Source organism: Prochlorococcus sp. RS04, from assembly GCF_001989455.1.
Taxonomy (GTDB): domain Bacteria; phylum Cyanobacteriota; class Cyanobacteriia; order PCC-6307; family Cyanobiaceae; genus Prochlorococcus_A.
Genome location: NZ_CP018346.1, coordinates 157,809 through 177,212 on the forward strand (window position 1 = coordinate 157,809; position 19,404 = coordinate 177,212).

Consider the following 19,404-nt stretch of genomic DNA (forward strand, 5'->3'; position numbering starts at 1 on the left):
TAAAAGACTTTAAGAGGGGTTAAAGGTATAAGAAAGTCATGAAAAGTAAACATCCTCAGCTTAATTTCTTCAAAAATTTTTTCTTTAACTTTACTTAACCATAGGTGAATATTATTTACTAAATAAAAAATAAGGAGATGTTTAAATACAAGGAATTCATAGCTCAAATCAAACATAAAGAAGTAGTATCTTCCCCTGTATATTTTATTCCTGTTTTACTTATATCCATAATGATTATTATTGAAGGTTTTCACATCTTTAACCACAAACAAAACTGCAAAACTAAAGCTGAGTGGATGGAACAATCAGGAATGACTTATGACAGGGAATCAGAAGTTAATTAATAAAATCTAAAATATAATTTATTCGCAACAACGTTTTCTATTTGAGGAATAATCTGTCAAAGAAGTTATCCATTCCTTGATCAAAAAGAGAGATTCTTTATTTAGGCTGTAATACACCCATCTACCTTCTTGTCTGTCTGAGATAAGACCAGCCTCCTTTAAAATTTTTATGTGGTATGAAATTCTTGATTGAGATAACTTAGTTAATTTCATAATATCGCATACACAAACTTCTCCATCCATCATTAGGTCAATTATTTCTAGCCTAAAAGGATCAGAAAATGAAACCATCAACTTAGATATATTTTCTTTTTTTACTTTGCTAATCTCTTTTAACACTTATGAGGAAATAAAATTTTCTTTAATATAGCTTAAATAAAAAAGATTTTATTAATCAAAACAAATTGATACATCAAAATATTTTGATGTATAATAAATATAGAAAATTTCAAAATTATGAAAATTGGAATTAATGGTTTTGGAAGAATTGGCAGATTAGTTTTCAGAGCATTATGGGATAGAGCTGATATAGAAATAACTCACATTAATGAGATAGCAGGAGATTCGAATGCCGCTGCGCATTTACTCGAATTCGATTCGGTCCATGGTAGATGGGGGAAAAATATAGAGGTCAAAGAAGAAGAAATAATAATTGGGGAAAAGAAATTAGCCTACACATCTTTTAAAAATTATCTTGATGTTCCTTGGGAAAAATCTTCTGTAGATATTATTTTGGAATGTACAGGAAAGAATAAAAAGCCAGACAAACTTAATCCATATTTTGATTCTCTTGGGATGAAAAGAGTAATAGTAGCTTGTCCAGTAAAGGGTATTGTAGCTGGAGAGGAATCACTTAATATTGTTTACGGTATAAATCAAAGTCTTTATGACCCTTCTAAACATAAATTAGTAACTGCAGCATCTTGCACTACAAATTGTTTAGCTCCGATAGTAAAGGTAATCAATGAAAATTTTTCAATTAAGCACGGCGCTATTACAACTATTCACGATGTTACCAACACTCAAGTTCCTGTAGATTTTTATAAAAGTGATTTGAGGAGAGCAAGAGGATGTATGCAAAGTTTAATACCTACTACTACTGGATCTGCTAAAGCTATCGCTGAGATCTTCCCAGAATTAAAAGGAAAATTAAATGGGCATGCAGTAAGAGTTCCTCTACTTAATGGTTCTTTAACTGATGCAGTTTTTGAATTAAATAATGAAGTGTCAACTGAACAAGTAAATTTGGCACTTAAGTTAGCTTCAGAAACTTATTTAAAAGGAATTCTTGGCTACGAAGAAAGACCTTTAGTTTCTGCAGATTATGTAAATGACTCTAGAAGTTCAATAGTTGATAGTTTATCAACTATGGTTGTTAATTCAAATTTATTAAAGATATACGCTTGGTATGACAACGAGTGGGGTTACAGCTGCAGACTTGCAGATCTTACTGAATATGTAATCAAAAAAGAGATTTAATTTATGTCTTTATGAAGTTATCTAATATTCAACAATATAGTGTTGTAACAGCAAACTATTGGGCATTCACGCTTACTGACGGCGCATTAAGATTATTAGTTGTTGGTCACTTTCATGAGCTAGGTTACACAACTCTACAAATTGCTTTACTTTTCCTTTTTTATGAGTTTTTTGGAATAATTACTAATTTATATGGTGGTTGGATAGGAGCAAGATATGGTTTAAGGCTTACTTTATGGATTGGGACGATCCTGCAAATCATTGCTCTTTTCATGCTTATTCCAGTTAAGGAGGATTGGCCAGTAATATTTAGTGTCGTATACGTTATGGTTGCTCAAGCAGTCAGTGGGATAGCAAAAGATTTAAACAAAATGAGTGCTAAAAGCGCTGTTAAGACAGTTGTTCCAGAGACAAATAATGGCAATGATACTGGCCAAAAACAACTTTTTAAATGGGTTGCTATTTTAACTGGATCTAAAAATGCTCTTAAGGGAGTTGGTTTTTTCTTAGGTGGACTTTTATATAAGTTATTTGGATTCAATAATGCTGTAGGAATTATGGGTTTTGGACTCTGCTTAGCCTTTTTATTGACATTAATTTTACCTGGAGAAATTGGCAAGATGAAAACCAAACCAGCTTTTAATGATCTTTTTTCAAAATCAAATGCAATAAATATTCTTTCTGCAGCAAGATTCTTTCTTTTTGGAGCAAGAGATGTTTGGTTTGTTGTAGCTCTTCCAGTATTCCTAGATATGGCCTTTGGTTGGGACTACATGGAAATAGGCTTATTTCTTGGGGCCTGGGTAATAGGTTATGGAATTGTTCAGGCTTCTGCTCCAGCAATTAGAAAGATATGGGGCCAGAAAGAAAGTCCAGATCGTAAAGCTATCCAATTTTGGAGTGCCGTATTAATGGTCATACCATCTTTGATAGGAGTCGCATTATGGAGAGAAAGTTCCCCATCAATAGCAATAATTTTAGGCCTTACTATTTTTGGATTTGTTTTTGCAATGAATTCCTCTACACATTCTTATATGATTTTGGCCTACTCTGATAATGAAAAAGTCAGTTTAAATGTTGGCTTCTATTACATGGCAAATGCTGCTGGAAGACTAGTTGGAACATTACTATCTGGCTTACTATTTATGATTGGGAGAAATCCGAGTATTGGTCTTCAATATTGTCTTTATTTTTCATCACTTCTAATATTCTTATCTTGGATTTCGAGTCTTAAATTACCAACAATCAAACAAAGCTTATCAGCTCCATAAAGACTAATTTTTAGGAATTAGAATATTTTAATGGCAAAAATATCCTTAATTCAACTTGCAAAAACTTTCCTAAAAATTGGTATTTTAAGTTTTGGAGGACCCTATGCTCATATTTCCTTATTCGAAGATGAACTTATAAATAATAAAAAATTGATATCAACTCAATCTTTTGAAAAAGGTATTGGATTATGCCAAATACTTCCGGGACCAATATCTACTCAATTGGCAATATATATAGGTCTTAAAATAAATGGTTATCTTGGTGGATTGATATCAGGTATAAGTTTCATTATCCCAGGATTCATTTCGGTATTAGCTCTTAGTTTTTTTTGGCAAATTGGTTCTGGATCAAAATTCTTAACAGATTTAATTTATTTTAATCCGCCTATTATTGCAGGAATAATTTTCTCATTCTCATTAGTTCTACTAAAAAAAAGATTAAAGTTTGATAGAATATTATTCTCCAGCTCAATATTATTTCTACTTATATTTGCTAAATATAATAGTATTCAATTTCCACTAATAACAATTCTCAGTATTGCAGGATTGATAAATATATTTTTAAAGAAATTCAAAAATATTTTTTATAGCTTAGTCCCTTTATCTATATTTTCAACAACCTCATTTTTGATTAGCTCGGTCTTTTTAGATGTATCAAAGTTTTATAATTTTTTAAGAGAGTCTATAAACTCAAAGTTTTTAGTAGATTACCTTAATCTGTTTTTTTTCTTCTTTAAATCGGGACTTTTTATTTTTGGAGGTGGATTAGTAATCATTCCTCTTATGAGTGATTATGTTGTCTCGCAAGGATGGTTAACAAATAATGAATTTATAGATGGAATAATGATTGGCCAGATAACACCTGGGCCTGTCTTATTAACTACAAGTTTTATTGGTTATAAAGCAGGTTTTTCAATTGGAGGTATTAATGAGGCTTTAAAATATTCATTTATATCAACTTTTGCAATTTTTTTACCAAGTTTTATATTGATTTTTGTTTTTGGAAAAGGCTTTATAAAAAACAGAATTAAATCAATTAATTACTTTATCGAAGGAGTTATCAATACAATTCCTGGAGCAGTTATTTTCTCTGGATTTAATTTAATTGAAGATAGTTTTTCATCAAAATTCTTTTTAATTAGCTCTATTTTTATAGTTTTAATCTCCACACTATTATCTTTTTTAAAAATAGTTCCAACATACATACTCATTCTTTTTTCTTTAATATTAGGCTTGTCAAAATATATGTTTGCATAAAAAAAAGGAGGAAATAAATTCCTCCTTTTAAATATTATCTTACGGTTTATTTACCGATTCTTTTTACAGCAGCTCTTGACTTCTCAAGAATATCTCCTTTTAAGGGGACAAATCCAAGTGATGGAGCTTTATCTTGATACTCATCACTTAATAATGTATTAAAGGCTTGTTTGATAGCTTTAGTGTTTCTACCATTACCCTCTTCATAAGCAAGTATCCATGTTAATGAAGCTATAGGGTATGCTCCTTTTGCAGTTGGATTAGGATTTTTACCAGCAAGATTCTCATCTAGAGTAATCCCATTAAGAGCCTTAGCTCCTGCTTCTACAGATGGTTTTAGAAACTCACCTGAAAGATTCTGAAGTGCAGCAGCTTTGACATTACCTTTTATGTAAGACTGGTTAACATAACCAATTGCGCCTGGAGTGTTTTGAATAACACCTGCAACACCAGAATTACCTTTTGCTCCAACACCTGCTGGCCACTTAACTGATTTACCAGTTCCTAAAGTCCATGTTGGTGAAAATGCTGCCATAGAGTTTGTAAATGCTTTAGTTGTACCTGATCCATCAGAACGATGTGCCCAAGTTAACTTACCTGATTTACAGCCTAATTCTTTCCAATTTTTAACCATACCCATAGCAACCCTTACTGCTTGCTCTTGAGTAAGTTTCAAATCACAATCATAGTTATAACCGAAAGCAATAGTTCCACCAACCATTGGGATTTGAACTAAACCTCTGGTAACCTTTGCTATATCTTTATCTTTCATTGGATCATCTGATGCACCGAAGTTAACAGTTTGATCAATAAATGCTTTTCTTCCAGAGCCAGAACCAACAGCTTGATAATTAACTCTTGGTCCACCTGAAGTGGCTAAATCTTTGAACCAACGAGTATAAATTTTGGCAGGAAATGATGCTCCAGCACCACTTAATCTTGTTCTAGCAGAAACACTTGTGCCAGCTACACTTGTACCAGCAGCAATGGCTACTACAGAAGTGAAAACCAAAGCTTTCTTAGCTATGTTCATGGTTGTCATGATTAAATGTAAAGACTTCATATTTATAGCATTGGATACATGCACAAATACTCTTTAATTAAAAGTTTATCTTTTAATTAATTATTCCTTAAACTCTTCTTAAACTAACTATCAAATGGACCTTTTTTCGTTTGGTTTTAAAAATATTTTTAGATTAAATAAAGTATAGTTTTTAACTTTTCTTTATAAAATTTCAAAATTTGTGGACAATTCTTTTTTTAGTTTAAGAGAAGTTTAAAGTCTATTTAAATCTTTCTTTTTGACTTTATTTCTTACCCATTTCTTAACCTAAATTCGTTTTTATTTATTTGGATTAATATCCATTTTTACGTGTTGAGGTTCATGAAACTTTTTCAAAAATTAATTGCTGCTCCTGCCATCATTTCTTTGGCATCAGGTTTTGCAGTAAATGCAGCTGAGATCAATTCAACAGATCTTAGTGATTATACAAACTCTAACAATTTAGTATCTTTAGGTGATTTCAAATCAGATACCTTATACCCAGGAGATTGGGCTTACGATTCATTAAAGGATCTGACAAATAGCTCAAAATTCAATGGAAACTCAGTCTCTCGTTTAGAAGCTGCTGCTGAATTAAGTAATCTAATTGCAGGCGGTGAAGGCTTAATGAATGGAGCTGCAATAGATAGACTAAGCGATGAGCTTGGTTCTGAGTTGGCAATTATGAAAGGAAGAGTGGACGGCCTAGAGTCTCGTGTAAATACAATGGAGGCTGGCAGTTTCTCAGAAACTACTAGTATGAGTGGTTCAGCAGGGTTCCTAATAGGTGCAACTGATTCAGCAACTGCTACCAAGGATAAAGTTCAGTTTGAATACATCGTTGAAGTTGACTTAAATACTAGTTTCACAGGTGAAGATAAATTAAACATTGAGATTGAGACTGGAAATGGTTTAACAAATGTTGGTGCTGACAAGACTGGTTTAGACTGGGGTTCATCTAATGCTGATGAATTAAAGATTGACGACATTAACTACACTTTCCCATTAGGTTCTTGGACGGTGGCTGTTGGTGATTCTATGGATGCATCCAAGACTTGGCCTAATGCATGTGCCATGAATAACATGGTTGATAATTTAGGAGATTGTGGTGCTGCAAACTCTGTTGACTTAAGTGGTGATGTCTCATTCAGTGCCGCAACTGGATTTGGCGATGGTTGGGAATTTGGAATTGGTGCATCTAGCGATAGTGGCACAAATGGTCTTTTCACTAAGCAAAGTTCTGACGAATATGGACTAGCTATTGGTTATGAGACAGATGTATATGGTTTCACAGCAGCTTACTCTGATAAAGATACTGCAAGCTACTACGGTTTAACTGCCTTTTATAGCCCTGATTCAATGCCAACTACTTTAAGTGGTGGTTTTGAAACTGGTAATCCAACTACTGGGGAAGACACCACTCAGTGGGCTGTCGGTATAAGTACTGATTTAGGCGAAGGCTCATTAAGTCTAAACGTTGGAACTAATGGACAAGTGAAAGACAGTACCGAGGACATTTATGCCTATGATATTTCTTACGAATATCCAATCAACGACAGCATGAGTATTACACCTTTCGTTTACGTTTCTGAAACAAGAGGTACAACTGCTGATACTACTGGAGCTGGTGCGTTCGTATCATTCTCTTTCTAATTAAATAAATTAGAAAATCTTACACACACATGAAGACCTGCCTTTGGTAGGTCTTTTTTATTTATATATCTTTTAAAGCTTAAATTGTTCTTAATAAATCTATTTTTTTGTCTTAACTTTTTAAAGGGAACATGAAGAAGTATTTTTTCTTATGCACTAAATGAAAAAAGCCCTAGCTGCTGCAAGTTTTTCAGCATTACTTGCAATCCTCGCCTCCTCTACAAGTAGCGGATTTGCAAATTGGAATACCAAATATTGGGCAAATGAAAAAAACTTCAACAGAATTTCTTCTTTCAATGTAAGCGATAATTTACCAAAGGGCTCAAAATCTACAACCAAAACATCCTCTGAAGTTGTTACAGCTTCAGAAGATGGTAAGACTTTGATGTATACAGATAGTGATTTAGGAGTAGTAGGTTTAGTTGATATCTCAGATCCTGCGAGGCCAAAAGCATTGGGAATTATTGAACTGGAAGCAGAACCAACTGGAATTGCAGCACTTGGAAACAATGCCTATATAGGTTCAAATACATCTGAAAGTTATACAAATCCTTCCGGAGCATTAGTTCAATACAATTTAGAAAAAAGAAAAGCAGTAAAAGAATGTGATTTAGGTGGGCAGCCTGATAGCGTCTTTGTTTCACCAGACGGAACATTTCTAGCTGTCGCTATAGAAAATGAGAGGGATGAAGAATATAAAAATGGATTTATCCCTCAATTAGATGACAATGGCATTCAAATTAATCCTGCAGGTTATGTTTCTCTTGTGAAGTTAAACAAAAGAGGAAAAATACAATGCAATTCAATAAAAAAAGTTGATTTAACAGGCTTATCCGAAATAGCTCCTTTCGATCCCGAACCAGAATTCGTTGCTATTAATGATCTTGGTGAAACAGTTGTCTCTCTTCAAGAAAACAACCATCTTGCAGTAATTGATAAAGATGGAAATGTAATATCACATTTCTCGGCAGGAGTTGTAAAACAAATGGCAGGAATGGATACAAAGAAAGATGGAGCACATAAATTTAAAAGCAAACTAAAGAATGTAAGAAGAGAACCCGATGGTCTTACTTGGATTGATAATGACCATTTTGCAACAGCAAATGAAGGCGATTACAAGCATATTGATCCAAATCAGGCAAAAAGAGGTGGTTCAAGATCCTGGACTATTTTTAAAAAAGATGGAACAGTAGTTTATGAAGATGCAAATAGACTAGAAAGAGCAATTGCACAAATAGGTCATTTCCAAGATGGGAGAGCAGGTAAAAAGGGAGTAGAACCTGAGTCAGTTACATATTCAAAAATTAATGGGACGCCCTATTTATTTGTTGGTGCTGAACGAGCTGGGATAGTAGCTGTTTACGATATCACAGAACTAAATCAACCTTTGCTTACTCAATTACTTCCATCAGGCATTGGACCAGAGGGATTTGTCGCAATTCCAGAGAGGGGATTAATTGCCTCAGCAAATGAAAAAGACTACAACAAAAAAGAACCTGGTTTATCTTCTCATGTGACTATTTATCAACTACAAGACGCACCTGCTTCATACCCACATTTAACAAATGAAAATGGCCTTGAATTTGTGTCTTGGGGTGCGATAAGCGGAATGGTTGCAGGTGATGATGGTAAAATTTATGCTGTAAATGATGGGACTTTTAAAACCCAACCAAGAATTTATGTTATTGACCCTTCATCTTCACCAGCACTACTAGAAAGAGCTATAGATATAAAGCTAGATGGTAAGACTGCATTATTTATGGATCAAGAAGGTATTACTACTGATGGTAATGGTGGATTTTACATTTCTACTGAAGGAATCAAGAAAAAGCTAAATGAACATCCTCCTGCTATCTACCATGTAAGCTCAGATGGTGAAATTTTAGAGAAGATAACTCCACCACCTTCATATCTTAATTATGCTAAAAATCCTGGTTTTGAAGGCATAACAAGAAACGGCGACATTCTTTATGTTGCTCAACAGAAACCTTGGGGTGATGATACTTTCAATACTACTAAGATCCTTTCCTATAATTTAAAAACTAAACAGTGGGGGGCCGTAAATTATCAATTAGATAGGATCAAAAAAGGCGGTGTTGGAATTTCAGAATTAACTTACCATGAAGGGGCACTTTATGTAATCGAAAGAGATAGTTTCTATGGTAAGAAAGCAAAATTAAAAGCTATATATAAAGTAGATTTAAATGATGTCATTTTCGAAGGTCTTCAGACTAATATTCCTCCAAGACTTTATCCCTTAGTTGAAAAAGAGTTAGTTACTGATCTAAAACCAGTAATGAAATCTACTGGTGGTTTTATCCTTGAAAAGGTTGAAGGTTTAGCAATCACAAACGACGGACAAGCATGGATTTCAACTGACAACGACGGTACTGGAAAGAAATCAACTGGTGAAACTCTTTTCCTAAATATTGGAAAAATCTAGTTAAAACTACTAATTCAAGTCACCTTTTATATAAGGTGGCTTTTTTTTTGCAATTCTTATAATTAAATAAAATCAAGTCATGAAATACCTACTATTTATTGTTTTATTCATCGCTCCAGTAAAAGCTGAAACAAAATATTATTGGCAGGGTGTCAGGCATTATTTAAATCGACCCAAACTAATGATAGAGGCATGCAAAGATATGAGAGAAGAAAATGACATTGGAACATCTGCTTTCGAGAGTATGTACATGCCAACATTACCTGATAGGCTTTGGTTAGCTATTGGCAAAAGAGATTCTTATTGGGCAGATGACTCCAAAGAAGGAAGCATTCTTTTTACAAGAGAAGGGGTTTTGAATTTAAAAAAATTTATTGCAGAAAAATCATGTCCTAATATTTTTTAAATTTTCCCTATAAATCTGTATTAAGACACGGAAAGATAGTTTCAATAATCGCTCCACCATCTTTATGATTAAATGCCTTTATAAAACCTTTATTGTTATTAATTATTTTTTTTGTAATTGAAAGACCTAAACCACTTCCACTTTTCTTAAATTTAGTCCTTGATGGATCCCCACGATAAAAACGAGAAAAAATGTCATTTGATTCATTTTCTTCTAATCCAATACCTTTATCTCTAACTCTTATAACAACAGAGCTATCTCTCTTAAAAATTTCAATTTGTATGCTCTCTTTTGTTGGGGAATAACGAATAGCGTTATCTAAAATATTTATAAATGCTCTTTTTAAATTTTCAATATCCCCAGATATATAATATTTTGTTGGAGAAAATAAATTTATTTTTATATCCTTTTTTTCTGCGAGCGGTTTTATTGTTTGCCAAGATTCCATAATCAAATCTGAAATAGATATTTTTTTGTTTTTATTAAAATCTTCACTACTTTCTAGCTTAGAAAGCTCTAAAGTCTCTTCGGCCATTTTTCTTAATCTTTTTGACTCTTTCTTAAGTCTCTTAACAAGATACCTATCCTTTTTTGATACTACTGATTCAAGTCTTTCCCCAATTAAGATAAGTGATGTAAGAGGGGTTTTCAGTTCATGAGACACATCATTAATTAATTGATTTTGTCGTTTTTTTATCGATTCAATTGATAATTTACTTTCCAATAATATTAAATAATTCTTTTTTCTTCCTCTAACAATATTTACCGAAATGGGTACTCCCGCAATTGTGAAATCAAGGTTGAATGGGAAATCTTTTTTTCTTAAATATAAAATTTTATTACTAAGTACTTCAAGCTCATTAATATCATTAATTGCTTTTCCAATAACATCTTTATATTTGATAATCCTAATAAGAGATAATGCTTTCTGATTGATAAATTTTATTGTCAGATCAGATGATAAGATAATCCACCCTTGCGATGAATAATCTAACCAAGACAACACTTCTTGAGGTCTAATTTTATCAAATGGGAAATCAATAGTTTTTTTATACTTATTTTTATCAACTTCAAATTTTTTTTCTTTTGATTGAGAAAAATGCTTGACTTTTATTTTCCATTTCTGATGTAAAAAAAATAATACTTCTTGTAGTGTTTTCATTTTCATCCAAACTTATAGCCAAAACCTCTAACAGTTTTAAGAAACTTTGGAGCTGAGGGATCTTCCTCTAATTTCTCTCTGAGCCACCTAACATGAACATCTACAGTTTTAGTATCACCAATAAAGTCAATTTCCCATATTTTTTCAAGTATTAAATCCCTTGACCATACTCTTTTTGGATTTTTCATAAATAACTCTAATAATTTAAATTCTTTTGGAGATAATGTTATTTCTCTATCAAAAGAAGTTACCCTACATTCTTCCAAGAACATTTTTATATGATCAAACTCGAGAACAGTTTTTGAGTTTTCTATATATTTTTTATTACGTTTAGATCTTCTTATTAATGCTCTAGATCTAGCAATTAATTCATTTAAACCAAAAGGTTTTGTTAAATAATCATCTGCACCAACCTCTAATCCAAGAACCCTGTCTGATTCATTATCTTTAGCACTCAAAATTAGTATGGGTGTATAGTCTTCATCATTTCTTATTTTTCTACATAACTCTAATCCATTTAGTCCTGGCAACATTAAATCTAGAATTATTAGGTCAACATCTTTTTTAATATCATTATTAATAAAATCTAAGGCACTTAAACCGTCTTTGAAACTTGATACTTTGAAACCTTCGCTGATCAAGGTTTCACTGACAGTAAGCCTAATACTCTTATCATCCTCTACAAGAAGAATTCTTGAGTCTTGCAAACTTTTATGATCTTTAATAGCCATTTAAAGTTCCAACAATTTTATTTTATATAATCAAAATTATTTGATCTAATTATTTCATAATTAATTTACATTGAATTATTATCTTTTTCATTTAATCTTATTTCCTTGTTAATTTTCCCTTAAACCCTTTTATCTATATTTAGATTGTCTCTTTAATCTTCCTCACACAAAATATTAAAGAGACAAATTTATTGAATTTAATAATAGATATTAAAACTAATATCCCATCGAAGTGTAATAATAATCGTCATCTTCATCTATATTTGTTACTACCCATTCTGGCGGAAAATCACCAATTTTTACATATTGATAAAGCTTATCAACATCTGGATCGTAATAAGTATCATTGATTTTTGGATCTTTGACTACTTTGCTCGGATGCATAAAAAAAATTATTTCTACTCTTTTTTCTAGATTATTTAGTTTAAAGCAGCTTTAAATCTCATTTAAATATTTTCATTTGATCTAGTTAACATAGCACTAATTTAACTTGTAATTAATCTTGATTGTTTTAATTACCGATTTTTTCGGATCTTTATTTGGATAACAATTAACAATTCTATATTTACCACCTTTTCTATCTGTCTCAACGAGAGTAAATTGAACAAATTTTTCTTTTTCAACATTTGAAAAATCTTTGACTTCTATTTTGATGATTTCTTCATTTTCACTTTCAATTATTCTGGATTTACCTCCACAAAGACGAACAGCAGTTTCTTTAGTTACATAAAATAATTTTTTTTCATCAGTAATGGATGATTCACCTTTCGTGATCGAAATTTCATCTTTTGTAATAGATAAATCATCTTGGGTAATGGATAATTCATCTTTTGTACTGCAAGAAGTAATAATAAGGATAAATAAAACCAGTAGCTTTTTCATGATTTTTTAGATGATAAATTCACTTGTAATTGCTTTTAATTGTTTTTTATTTAGTTGGGTAAGATAGCTATAAATTTCTTTTCTACATAATCTGTCTTCAACTCTTTTACTTTCAAGAATTGAAAAAGTAATGAAATTAACAAGTTGAATCTTATTCATATTTATTTTTTAAGTGTCTATTGTTAACTTTGAATTAAATTCTTATTAAATAAACTTTTGACTATTAGAAAAAATATTTAATTTAGAAATTTTTTAAACAAATTTATTTTTTACTTAATAACTTCTTAATCCAATAATCTTAATTTATATAAGTCTTTTATATTTTTACGCCTTAAATATTGAAGACAATCATATAAAAAAAATAATAAATGATTATAAAAAATTCACCTTCTCCCAAAAACTCAAATCAAGCCCAAGAAATAGGGCATATCAAATATTCTTATAAAGAAAGTTTTAAAAGAGAAAATAAATCTATTTTGGATGATTCGGAATTTATTGAAAATTACAATAACGCCCTTAAATCACCACAATCAAGAAGATTGTATAAAGATGCAGAGAATGAAATTCATTTGGACTCAATTGAGGCCCATAATATTTTACCTCTAGATAAAATTTCTATTTAAAATTTTATTAAAAACTACTTTTAAAGATTTTTTAAATATATCTTAAATCCGAACTTCTTTTTTTAATGTTAGTTTACTTCTACGTTCATCCAATTTATTTGGACGCATGATATGAGAATAGGGAACGGGATTCTCATTAACTGCATAAGATCATGAATGAGCTCTCTCAAATAAGAGAAAAAATTACAAAAGCCAAGAGGCTTTATGAAGCCCAAATCTTGGCAACTAAAAATGGAGAAGTTACTCCATATAGAAGATCAGTCTTTGAAGAAAGAATTAGGGAAGCACAAAAAGAAATGAGATCGCAAGACACCAAAAAATAAATTCTTTTGTAAAAATCTATTTTGTATCAGCTACATTCTTGAAGAAATCACAGTAAGCCATTAATTCTGATTCGGTTTTAATTTTTAGATTTAAATCATTAATTGCTTTCTTGGTATCAATTCTGTAGCCATACCAATCTAGACAAACTTCTCTCTGCTTTTGGGTTTCAGAAACCTTTTGAGTACCTATTTTGTTTGAGTTACTAGTACAACTCGCAAGGAAAATAGTTGAGAGAGCTAGTAGTGGGAATAGTAGTCTTTTCATTTTTTAATCACAACAACTTTCCGTTGTTGCTGAAGAAGTCCAAGATGATTCTTCCATTGTTGAAAGGTCAACTCTATGAGTTGCCATCAAGTCACCATTAGCTTCCACAAACTTTTGAACATTACCTTCTGGAGCTTGATGAATAACAATAACTTTTTGAGGATCTTCCTTACTTACTCCTCTAAAAAGTGGCTGAATAAGAAATTCAGAATGTCTTTTATCAGCTTCCGCACTATCAAATATTGCTACCCATTCATCGAAAGTGCTTTCAATTTTAAAAGTAAAAACTGAGGTTATGGAACAAGACATAATAAAAATATTATTTGTAGCCATAAAATAAGTCTGTTTAATTAAGGTTTGGTAAATTATCTTTAAACGGAATTAAAATACCTTTTTTTTTAAATTTGAGCCAACCTTTTTTTTCTAGTATTTTTAAATTTCTCGTTACGGTTACTCTTGTTGAAGAAATAGAATTACCGATAATTTTATGGGTAAAATTAAATTCTTTTAAATTTAGATAAATATGTTTATCTTTTTTTAAGCCAATTATTGAGGATAAGTATAAAAGAAATTCTTTTAGTTTTTCTTCTGATTTTTTTATATCCCTTATTAATAAAAGTTTTTCCAATTGATCAATTCTTTTTAGACTTTTTGTTAATAAGTCTGTAGATGAAAAAAATAGCCCTCTTTTAATTGTTTTAATTTCGCAATTTGTCAACGCAATTAATTTAATATTTTCGTAGTTACATAATGTCAAATTTATTACATCATTTTCATTTATTATCCCAACAATATTTTTCTTATTCTTAATTTTTGATTCCATTATTAATATTCCTGATTTGACTTCTAGGATTGTATTGTTGTTAAAGTCTATATTTTGCTTTTCAGGAATTATCATGTTTATTTCTTAAAGTGCTTTCACCCTAAATTTATAAAGTTAAAAATAAATTAAAAATTATTTAATTCCCTGGTCAAATCTGATTAAAAATTGACTAACTCAAAATAAAAAAATTAATCAGAATTTAAACTCTTTTTGGGAAAAAGTTAATCTCTTTAGAGCAAGTTAAACATGGAGAATAAATTCAACACTAATGAGAAATTTTTTAAAGATAGTCTTAGGGCTATCAATAATCAGTGCAAGTATTTCAAGTTGTGGGAACAAATCAAATGATTTAATTGGAGATTTAGATTTATCTGATTGCAATCCAAATAATACTGTTGACAGCAAATATTGTGATCGAGATGGAGATTTTCTCGCAGACCTACCCCTTTCCGAAGATGAATGGATAGATCCTGAAACCATTGTGTTCTCATATACACCTGTTGAAGACCCCTCCGTTTATGCAAAAGTTTGGGAAGATTTTGTAATACATATGTCTAAGGTGACTGGTAAAAAAGTCACTTTCTTACCAGTTCAATCTTATGCTGCTCAAGTTGAGGCAATGAGATCTGGACGTCTTCATGTAGCAGGAATTAATACTGGAAGCAATACAGTGGCAGCAGCATGTGCAGGAGCAGTTCCATTTGGAATGATGGCTAAAAAAGATTTATCTTACGGTTATGAAATGGAAATTATTGTTCCTTCTGATAGTCCAATTAATTCTCCTGCAGATTTAAAAGGTAAAAAAGTTACATTTACATCTAAGACATCTAATTCAGGATTTAAAGCACCATCGGCCATCCTTAAAGGAGAATTTGGTCTTGAGGCAAATAAAGATTTCACCCCAGTCTTTTCTGGCAAGCATCAAAATTCAATAATGGGTGTTGCAAACAAAGATTATGAAGTAGCACCAATTGCTAACTCAGTTCTTACAAGAATGGATGCAAGAGGTGTTGTTGATTCTTCTAAAATAAGAACTATTTATAAATCCCAAACCTTCCCAACGACAGGTTATGCTCATGCTCATAATCTACATCCAGCTGTAGTTGCAAAAGTAAAGCAAGCTTTTTACACCTATAACTGGGATAATTCAACATTAGATAAAGAATTTAAAAAGGCTGATAGATTCATTTCAATAAGTCACAAGCACGATTGGGACGTTATTAGAAAAATAGATAAGGCTAATGGTGTTGTTTATGATTGCAAATAAAAATTTTTAATCATAAATAAAATCAGACTTAATGCTTAAAACAATAAACCTCAAAAAGGTTTATCCAAATGGAGAAGAGGCTCTTAAAGGAATAAACCTAGAAATTCCTAATGGGCAAGTAGTTGCTCTTATCGGTCCTTCAGGTGCTGGTAAAAGTACTTTTATTAGAACAATAAATAGATTAGTTGAGCCCACTTCAGGGAAAGTTTATTTCGCTAATGAAAAAAATGACATTACTTCTTTAAATAAATCTAAATTAAGAAAAATAAGAAGACAAATTGGAATGATTTTCCAGGAATTTGCTTTGGTAGAAAGATTAAGTGTAATGGAAAATGTCCTTTCCGGCAGATTAGGTTACGTAGGATTTTGGAATAGTTTTTTCAGGAAATTTCCTCAAAAAGATATTGAAGAAGCATTCCGTCTGCTTCAAAGAATTGGACTAGAGCATATGCTTGATAAAAGAGCCGATGAATTGTCAGGAGGGCAGAGGCAAAGAGTAGGAATTGCTAGAGCTTTGATACAAAATCCAATGTTACTTTTAGTAGATGAACCTACAGCTAGTTTAGATCCCAAAAATTCCAGGCAAATTATGCGATTAATATGCGAGTTATGTAAGGAAAGAAATCTTGCTGCGATTATAAATATTCATGATGTTTTTCTTGCTAAGAATTTTGCAGAAAGAATAATAGGTTTAAAAGCTGGAGAAATTGTTTACGATGGCAAGCCAAGTGGCTTATCAGAGACAATACTTACAAAAATATATGGAGAAGAAGACTGGTCTAAAACTGTAGCAAATTAGGAATATATTAAATGAATGATAAGAAAGTAATTTGGAAAAGAAAACCGTTAATAAAAAATAGGTTATTAAGAATTGGATTAATTTTGCTAATTAGTACTTACTTATTATCTGTTTTCCTAACTACCGAAATTGATTGGCAAAGAATTCTTGAAGGGATCCCAAGGGGTAAAAATTTTATATTTGCTTTTTTCCCTCCAGATTTTATAACTAGATCTGATGAGATTTTGGCAGGTATTTTTGAAAGTCTATGGATGACTATTGTTGCAACTATTGTGGGGATACTTATTTCTATACCTGTATCCTTAGGGGCGGCTAAAAACATAGCTCCTAAATTTGTTTATTTCTTATCAAGAGGAGTTATCACATTGTCGAGGAGTTTTCAGGAAGTTATCCTAGCAATATTTTTTGTTAAGTTAATGGGTTTTGGACCTTTTGCTGGGATGGTAACTTTGAGTTTATCGACAATAGGGTTTTTCGCTAAATTATTATCTGAAGATATTGAAGACATAAATAAATCCCAAGCTGAAGCAATCAAATCTACCGGCAGCAGTTGGTTTCAATGGGTTAATTATGGTGTCCAGCCTCAAGTTATGCCAAGATTTATTGGATTATCTTTATACAGATTGGATATTAATTTTAGAGAGTCTGCGGTAATTGGAATTGTTGGGGGAGGAGGTATTGGTTCTACCTTAAATACAGCTTTTGATAGATATGAATTTGAGACTGCAGCGGCTGTTCTTATCGTAATTATTTCTATCGTGATGATTGTTGAATATACATCTAGTCATCTCAGGAAATTAATAAAGTAATGCCAATAATAAAACAAAAGGATTACAAAACCTGGAAAAAATTTGATCGAAAAAGAGATTTACAAAACTGGCTTTGTTGGTTCTTAGGTACTTTAATTTTTAGCTTTTGTTTCGGTCTGATTAGTAGTAAAACAATCTGGTTTTATGTATTTGATTCACATAATGAGGCTTTAGATCTTTTAGGTAGGATGTTTCCTCCAGAAACTAATTATTTCTTAAATTTAATAAAACCTATTTGGGATACTTTAAATATCGCGACTATTGGTACAACGATTGGAACTTTAATTGCAATACCATTAGCTTTTTTATCTGCAAACAATACTACCCCAAGTAAAAAGTTTTTAAGACCTTTAGCCTTATTTTGCATAGTTTCAAGCAGATCAATTAATTCAGTAATCTGGGCATTACTTCTTGTTGCAGTTGTCGGTCCCGGAGTCTTGGCTGGCATAATTGCTATCGGATTAAGATCGATTGGATTTTGTGGAAAATTACTTTATGAAGCTATAGAGGAAATTGATGAAAACCAAATTGAAGCTATTGAGGCAACAGGGGCAAATAAAGCACAAATTATGACCTTTGGCATAGTGCCTCAAATTCTCCCAGCATTTACGAGTATTTCTATTTATAGGTGGGATATAAATATTAGAGAAGCAACTGTTGTTGGCTTAGTTGGAGCAGGAGGTATAGGGATAGAATTAGATGCTCAAATAGGAGACTTAGCTTGGGCTAAGGTATCAGTTATTTTATTAGCAATAGTAGTAGCGGTTGTTTTTAGTGAATGGATTACAGCAAAAATAAGGAGATTTATTCTATAGAATAGATTCAATACTATTTTGTTTAATGGAGCTAAATACTTTCTTACTTATCTTATTAGTCATAGCAAATTTTACAAATTTATATCTGACTCATTTCAAAAAAAGAAAAAGTAATAGTTTTTACAATTTAAATCAACCTTTATTTCGCTTAACCTTTTATTAATTTAAAGTTAAAAAAAAGATAATCAAATCAGTATTAAATAGATTTAATTGATTAAATCTTAGTGAATAATAAGCTCTCCTTAAAAAATATTAATGTCAAATATGGAGAGAGCCTAGCTTTAAAATCCATAAACTTAGATATTTATAAAGGTGAATTTGTAGTCCTTCTTGGGTCTTCTGGGGCAGGTAAATCAACTTTGCTAAGAACAATCAATCAATTGAATCCATTAACTTCAGGAGAGTTAGATTTTTTTGATTTAGGAAAAATAAGAAATAAAAAAGATCTTCAGAATTTAAGAAAAAAAACTGGGATGATATTTCAACAACATCAGTTGATTGAGAGAAATACTGTTTTCCAAAATGTTTTAACTGGTCGACTTGGATTTCATTCACTATTTAGAAGCATTTTACCTCTTCCAAAATTTGATCAAGAACTTGCTCTCGATTGCATAGATAGAGTTAGCCTCTTAGACAAAGCGCTTGTAAAAGTAAAAGAATTAAGCGGAGGACAACAACAAAGAGTAGGAATTGCTAGAGCTTTAGCTCAAAATCCTTCGTTGATTTTGGCAGATGAACCAATAGCTAGTCTTGACCCAAAAACTTCCCATCAAGTTTTATCGATGCTGAAAGATATTTGTAAGAAAGATAATATATCCGCATTAACTAGTCTTCACCAAGTTGATTTTGCTAAAGAATATGGAGATAGAATTATTGGCTTAAGTCATGGGAAAATAGTTTTTAATGGTAAATCAGATCAACTTTCAGACGAGATTTTAAAAAATATTTATTCATCTTCACCAATAACAGAAGAAGCAAATTTTACCTCAAATGAAGTGGTAATGGTTTAA

The 19,404-nt window shown here is 31.4% G+C and carries 24 protein-coding genes; 14 read left to right on the forward strand and 10 right to left on the reverse strand.

Annotation, left to right across the window (positions count from 1 at the left end):
- Positions 1 to 137: 137 nt before the first annotated feature.
- Positions 138 to 344, forward strand: a complete 207-nt coding sequence (locus BS621_RS00905; RefSeq protein ID WP_077141487.1) for a hypothetical protein — start codon at positions 138 to 140, stop codon at positions 342 to 344.
- 18 nt (positions 345 to 362) lie between these two features.
- Here the strand turns inward: BS621_RS00905 and BS621_RS00910 are convergent, their stop codons facing one another.
- Complete coding sequence (locus tag BS621_RS00910) at positions 363 to 635, reverse strand: ArsR/SmtB family transcription factor (RefSeq protein ID WP_025890998.1); 273 nt, start codon at positions 633 to 635, stop codon at positions 363 to 365.
- 165 nt (positions 636 to 800) lie between these two features.
- On the opposite strand from BS621_RS00910, the gene BS621_RS00915 reads away from it, so the two are divergent.
- From BS621_RS00915 to chrA, 3 genes are read left to right on the forward strand one after another with little or no spacing between them, the layout of a single operon-like run.
- Positions 801 to 1,823, forward strand: a complete 1,023-nt coding sequence (locus tag BS621_RS00915; protein ID WP_077141488.1) for an ArsJ-associated glyceraldehyde-3-phosphate dehydrogenase — start codon at positions 801 to 803, stop codon at positions 1,821 to 1,823.
- An 11-nt stretch (positions 1,824 to 1,834) separates the two neighbouring features.
- The gene (gene arsJ / locus BS621_RS00920) at positions 1,835 to 3,094 is read left to right on the forward strand and encodes an organoarsenical effux MFS transporter ArsJ (RefSeq protein ID WP_077141489.1); all 1,260 of its coding nucleotides are present in this window, start codon (positions 1,835 to 1,837) and stop codon (positions 3,092 to 3,094) included.
- Between the two features lie 30 nt (positions 3,095 to 3,124).
- Positions 3,125 to 4,351, forward strand: coding sequence for a chromate efflux transporter (gene chrA, locus BS621_RS00925; RefSeq protein WP_077141490.1), 1,227 nt, complete (start codon positions 3,125 to 3,127; stop codon positions 4,349 to 4,351).
- Positions 4,352 to 4,397: 46 nt separating this feature from the next.
- Here the strand turns inward: chrA and pstS are convergent, their stop codons facing one another.
- Positions 4,398 to 5,384, reverse strand: a complete 987-nt coding sequence (gene pstS, locus BS621_RS00930; RefSeq protein WP_077141491.1) for a phosphate ABC transporter substrate-binding protein PstS — start codon at positions 5,382 to 5,384, stop codon at positions 4,398 to 4,400.
- Positions 5,385 to 5,735: 351 nt separating this feature from the next.
- Between pstS and BS621_RS00935 the strand changes: the two genes are divergently transcribed.
- From BS621_RS00935 to BS621_RS00945, 3 genes are all read left to right on the forward strand, one after another.
- On the forward strand, positions 5,736 to 7,046 hold the full coding sequence (locus BS621_RS00935) for a carbohydrate porin (protein ID WP_077141492.1): 1,311 nt from the start codon (positions 5,736 to 5,738) through the stop codon (positions 7,044 to 7,046).
- Between the two features lie 160 nt (positions 7,047 to 7,206).
- On the forward strand, positions 7,207 to 9,489 hold the full coding sequence (locus tag BS621_RS00940) for an esterase-like activity of phytase family protein (RefSeq protein ID WP_077141493.1): 2,283 nt from the start codon (positions 7,207 to 7,209) through the stop codon (positions 9,487 to 9,489).
- A gap of 79 nt (positions 9,490 to 9,568) precedes the next feature.
- The gene (locus tag BS621_RS00945) at positions 9,569 to 9,895 is read left to right on the forward strand and encodes a hypothetical protein (RefSeq protein WP_025931724.1); all 327 of its coding nucleotides are present in this window, start codon (positions 9,569 to 9,571) and stop codon (positions 9,893 to 9,895) included.
- A 7-nt stretch (positions 9,896 to 9,902) separates the two neighbouring features.
- On the opposite strand, the gene BS621_RS00950 is transcribed toward BS621_RS00945, so the two are convergent.
- The 5 genes from BS621_RS00950 to BS621_RS09230 form a co-directional block, all read right to left on the reverse strand.
- A complete protein-coding gene (locus BS621_RS00950) occupies positions 9,903 to 11,057 on the reverse strand; it encodes a sensor histidine kinase (RefSeq protein ID WP_225866705.1) in 1,155 nt (384 codons plus the stop codon).
- Positions 11,058 to 11,059: 2 nt separating this feature from the next.
- Positions 11,060 to 11,788: a response regulator transcription factor gene (locus BS621_RS00955; protein WP_077141495.1), complete on the reverse strand. Its 729-nt coding sequence runs from the start codon at positions 11,786 to 11,788 to the stop codon at positions 11,060 to 11,062.
- Between the two features lie 216 nt (positions 11,789 to 12,004).
- The gene (locus tag BS621_RS09225; protein ID WP_156858197.1) at positions 12,005 to 12,172 is read right to left on the reverse strand and encodes a hypothetical protein; all 168 of its coding nucleotides are present in this window, start codon (positions 12,170 to 12,172) and stop codon (positions 12,005 to 12,007) included.
- A 96-nt stretch (positions 12,173 to 12,268) separates the two neighbouring features.
- Positions 12,269 to 12,670, reverse strand: a complete 402-nt coding sequence (locus BS621_RS00960) for a hypothetical protein (RefSeq protein ID WP_077141496.1) — start codon at positions 12,668 to 12,670, stop codon at positions 12,269 to 12,271.
- A 6-nt stretch (positions 12,671 to 12,676) separates the two neighbouring features.
- Complete coding sequence (locus tag BS621_RS09230) at positions 12,677 to 12,829, reverse strand: hypothetical protein (protein WP_156858198.1); 153 nt, start codon at positions 12,827 to 12,829, stop codon at positions 12,677 to 12,679.
- 209 nt (positions 12,830 to 13,038) lie between these two features.
- Here BS621_RS09230 and BS621_RS00965 point away from each other — a divergent pair, with 209 nt between their 5' ends.
- Positions 13,039 to 13,293: a poly-A polymerase gene (locus tag BS621_RS00965; protein ID WP_077141497.1), complete on the forward strand. Its 255-nt coding sequence runs from the start codon at positions 13,039 to 13,041 to the stop codon at positions 13,291 to 13,293.
- A 152-nt stretch (positions 13,294 to 13,445) separates the two neighbouring features.
- On the forward strand, positions 13,446 to 13,616 hold the full coding sequence (locus BS621_RS09340; RefSeq protein ID WP_198025613.1) for a hypothetical protein: 171 nt from the start codon (positions 13,446 to 13,448) through the stop codon (positions 13,614 to 13,616).
- Positions 13,617 to 13,632: 16 nt separating this feature from the next.
- Here the strand turns inward: BS621_RS09340 and BS621_RS00970 are convergent, their stop codons facing one another.
- From BS621_RS00970 to BS621_RS00980, 3 genes are read right to left on the reverse strand one after another with little or no spacing between them, the layout of a single operon-like run.
- Positions 13,633 to 13,881: a hypothetical protein gene (locus BS621_RS00970; RefSeq protein WP_077141498.1), complete on the reverse strand. Its 249-nt coding sequence runs from the start codon at positions 13,879 to 13,881 to the stop codon at positions 13,633 to 13,635.
- A 3-nt stretch (positions 13,882 to 13,884) separates the two neighbouring features.
- Positions 13,885 to 14,190 carry a DUF3764 family protein gene (locus tag BS621_RS00975; protein WP_077142628.1) on the reverse strand — a complete coding sequence of 102 codons (306 nt, stop codon included), beginning with the start codon at positions 14,188 to 14,190 and terminating at the stop codon, positions 13,885 to 13,887.
- Positions 14,191 to 14,227: 37 nt separating this feature from the next.
- The gene (locus BS621_RS00980) at positions 14,228 to 14,779 is read right to left on the reverse strand and encodes a helix-turn-helix domain-containing protein (RefSeq protein WP_077141499.1); all 552 of its coding nucleotides are present in this window, start codon (positions 14,777 to 14,779) and stop codon (positions 14,228 to 14,230) included.
- Positions 14,780 to 14,972: 193 nt separating this feature from the next.
- On the opposite strand from BS621_RS00980, the gene phnD reads away from it, so the two are divergent.
- From phnD to phnC (BS621_RS01005), 5 genes are all read left to right on the forward strand, one after another.
- The gene (gene phnD / locus BS621_RS00985) at positions 14,973 to 15,971 is read left to right on the forward strand and encodes a phosphate/phosphite/phosphonate ABC transporter substrate-binding protein (protein ID WP_077141500.1); all 999 of its coding nucleotides are present in this window, start codon (positions 14,973 to 14,975) and stop codon (positions 15,969 to 15,971) included.
- 31 nt (positions 15,972 to 16,002) lie between these two features.
- Complete coding sequence (phnC, locus tag BS621_RS00990; protein ID WP_077141501.1) at positions 16,003 to 16,770, forward strand: phosphonate ABC transporter ATP-binding protein; 768 nt, start codon at positions 16,003 to 16,005, stop codon at positions 16,768 to 16,770.
- A gap of 11 nt (positions 16,771 to 16,781) precedes the next feature.
- Positions 16,782 to 17,579: a phosphonate ABC transporter, permease protein PhnE gene (gene phnE / locus BS621_RS00995; protein WP_025980370.1), complete on the forward strand. Its 798-nt coding sequence runs from the start codon at positions 16,782 to 16,784 to the stop codon at positions 17,577 to 17,579.
- Entirely contained in the window at positions 17,579 to 18,394 is an 816-nt protein-coding gene (gene phnE, locus BS621_RS01000) for a phosphonate ABC transporter, permease protein PhnE (protein WP_077141502.1), read from the forward strand. The genes phnE (BS621_RS00995) and phnE (BS621_RS01000) overlap by 1 nt, the downstream gene beginning before the upstream one ends.
- 224 nt (positions 18,395 to 18,618) lie before the next feature.
- Positions 18,619 to 19,404, forward strand: coding sequence for a phosphonate ABC transporter ATP-binding protein (gene phnC / locus BS621_RS01005; protein ID WP_025930545.1), 786 nt, complete (start codon positions 18,619 to 18,621; stop codon positions 19,402 to 19,404).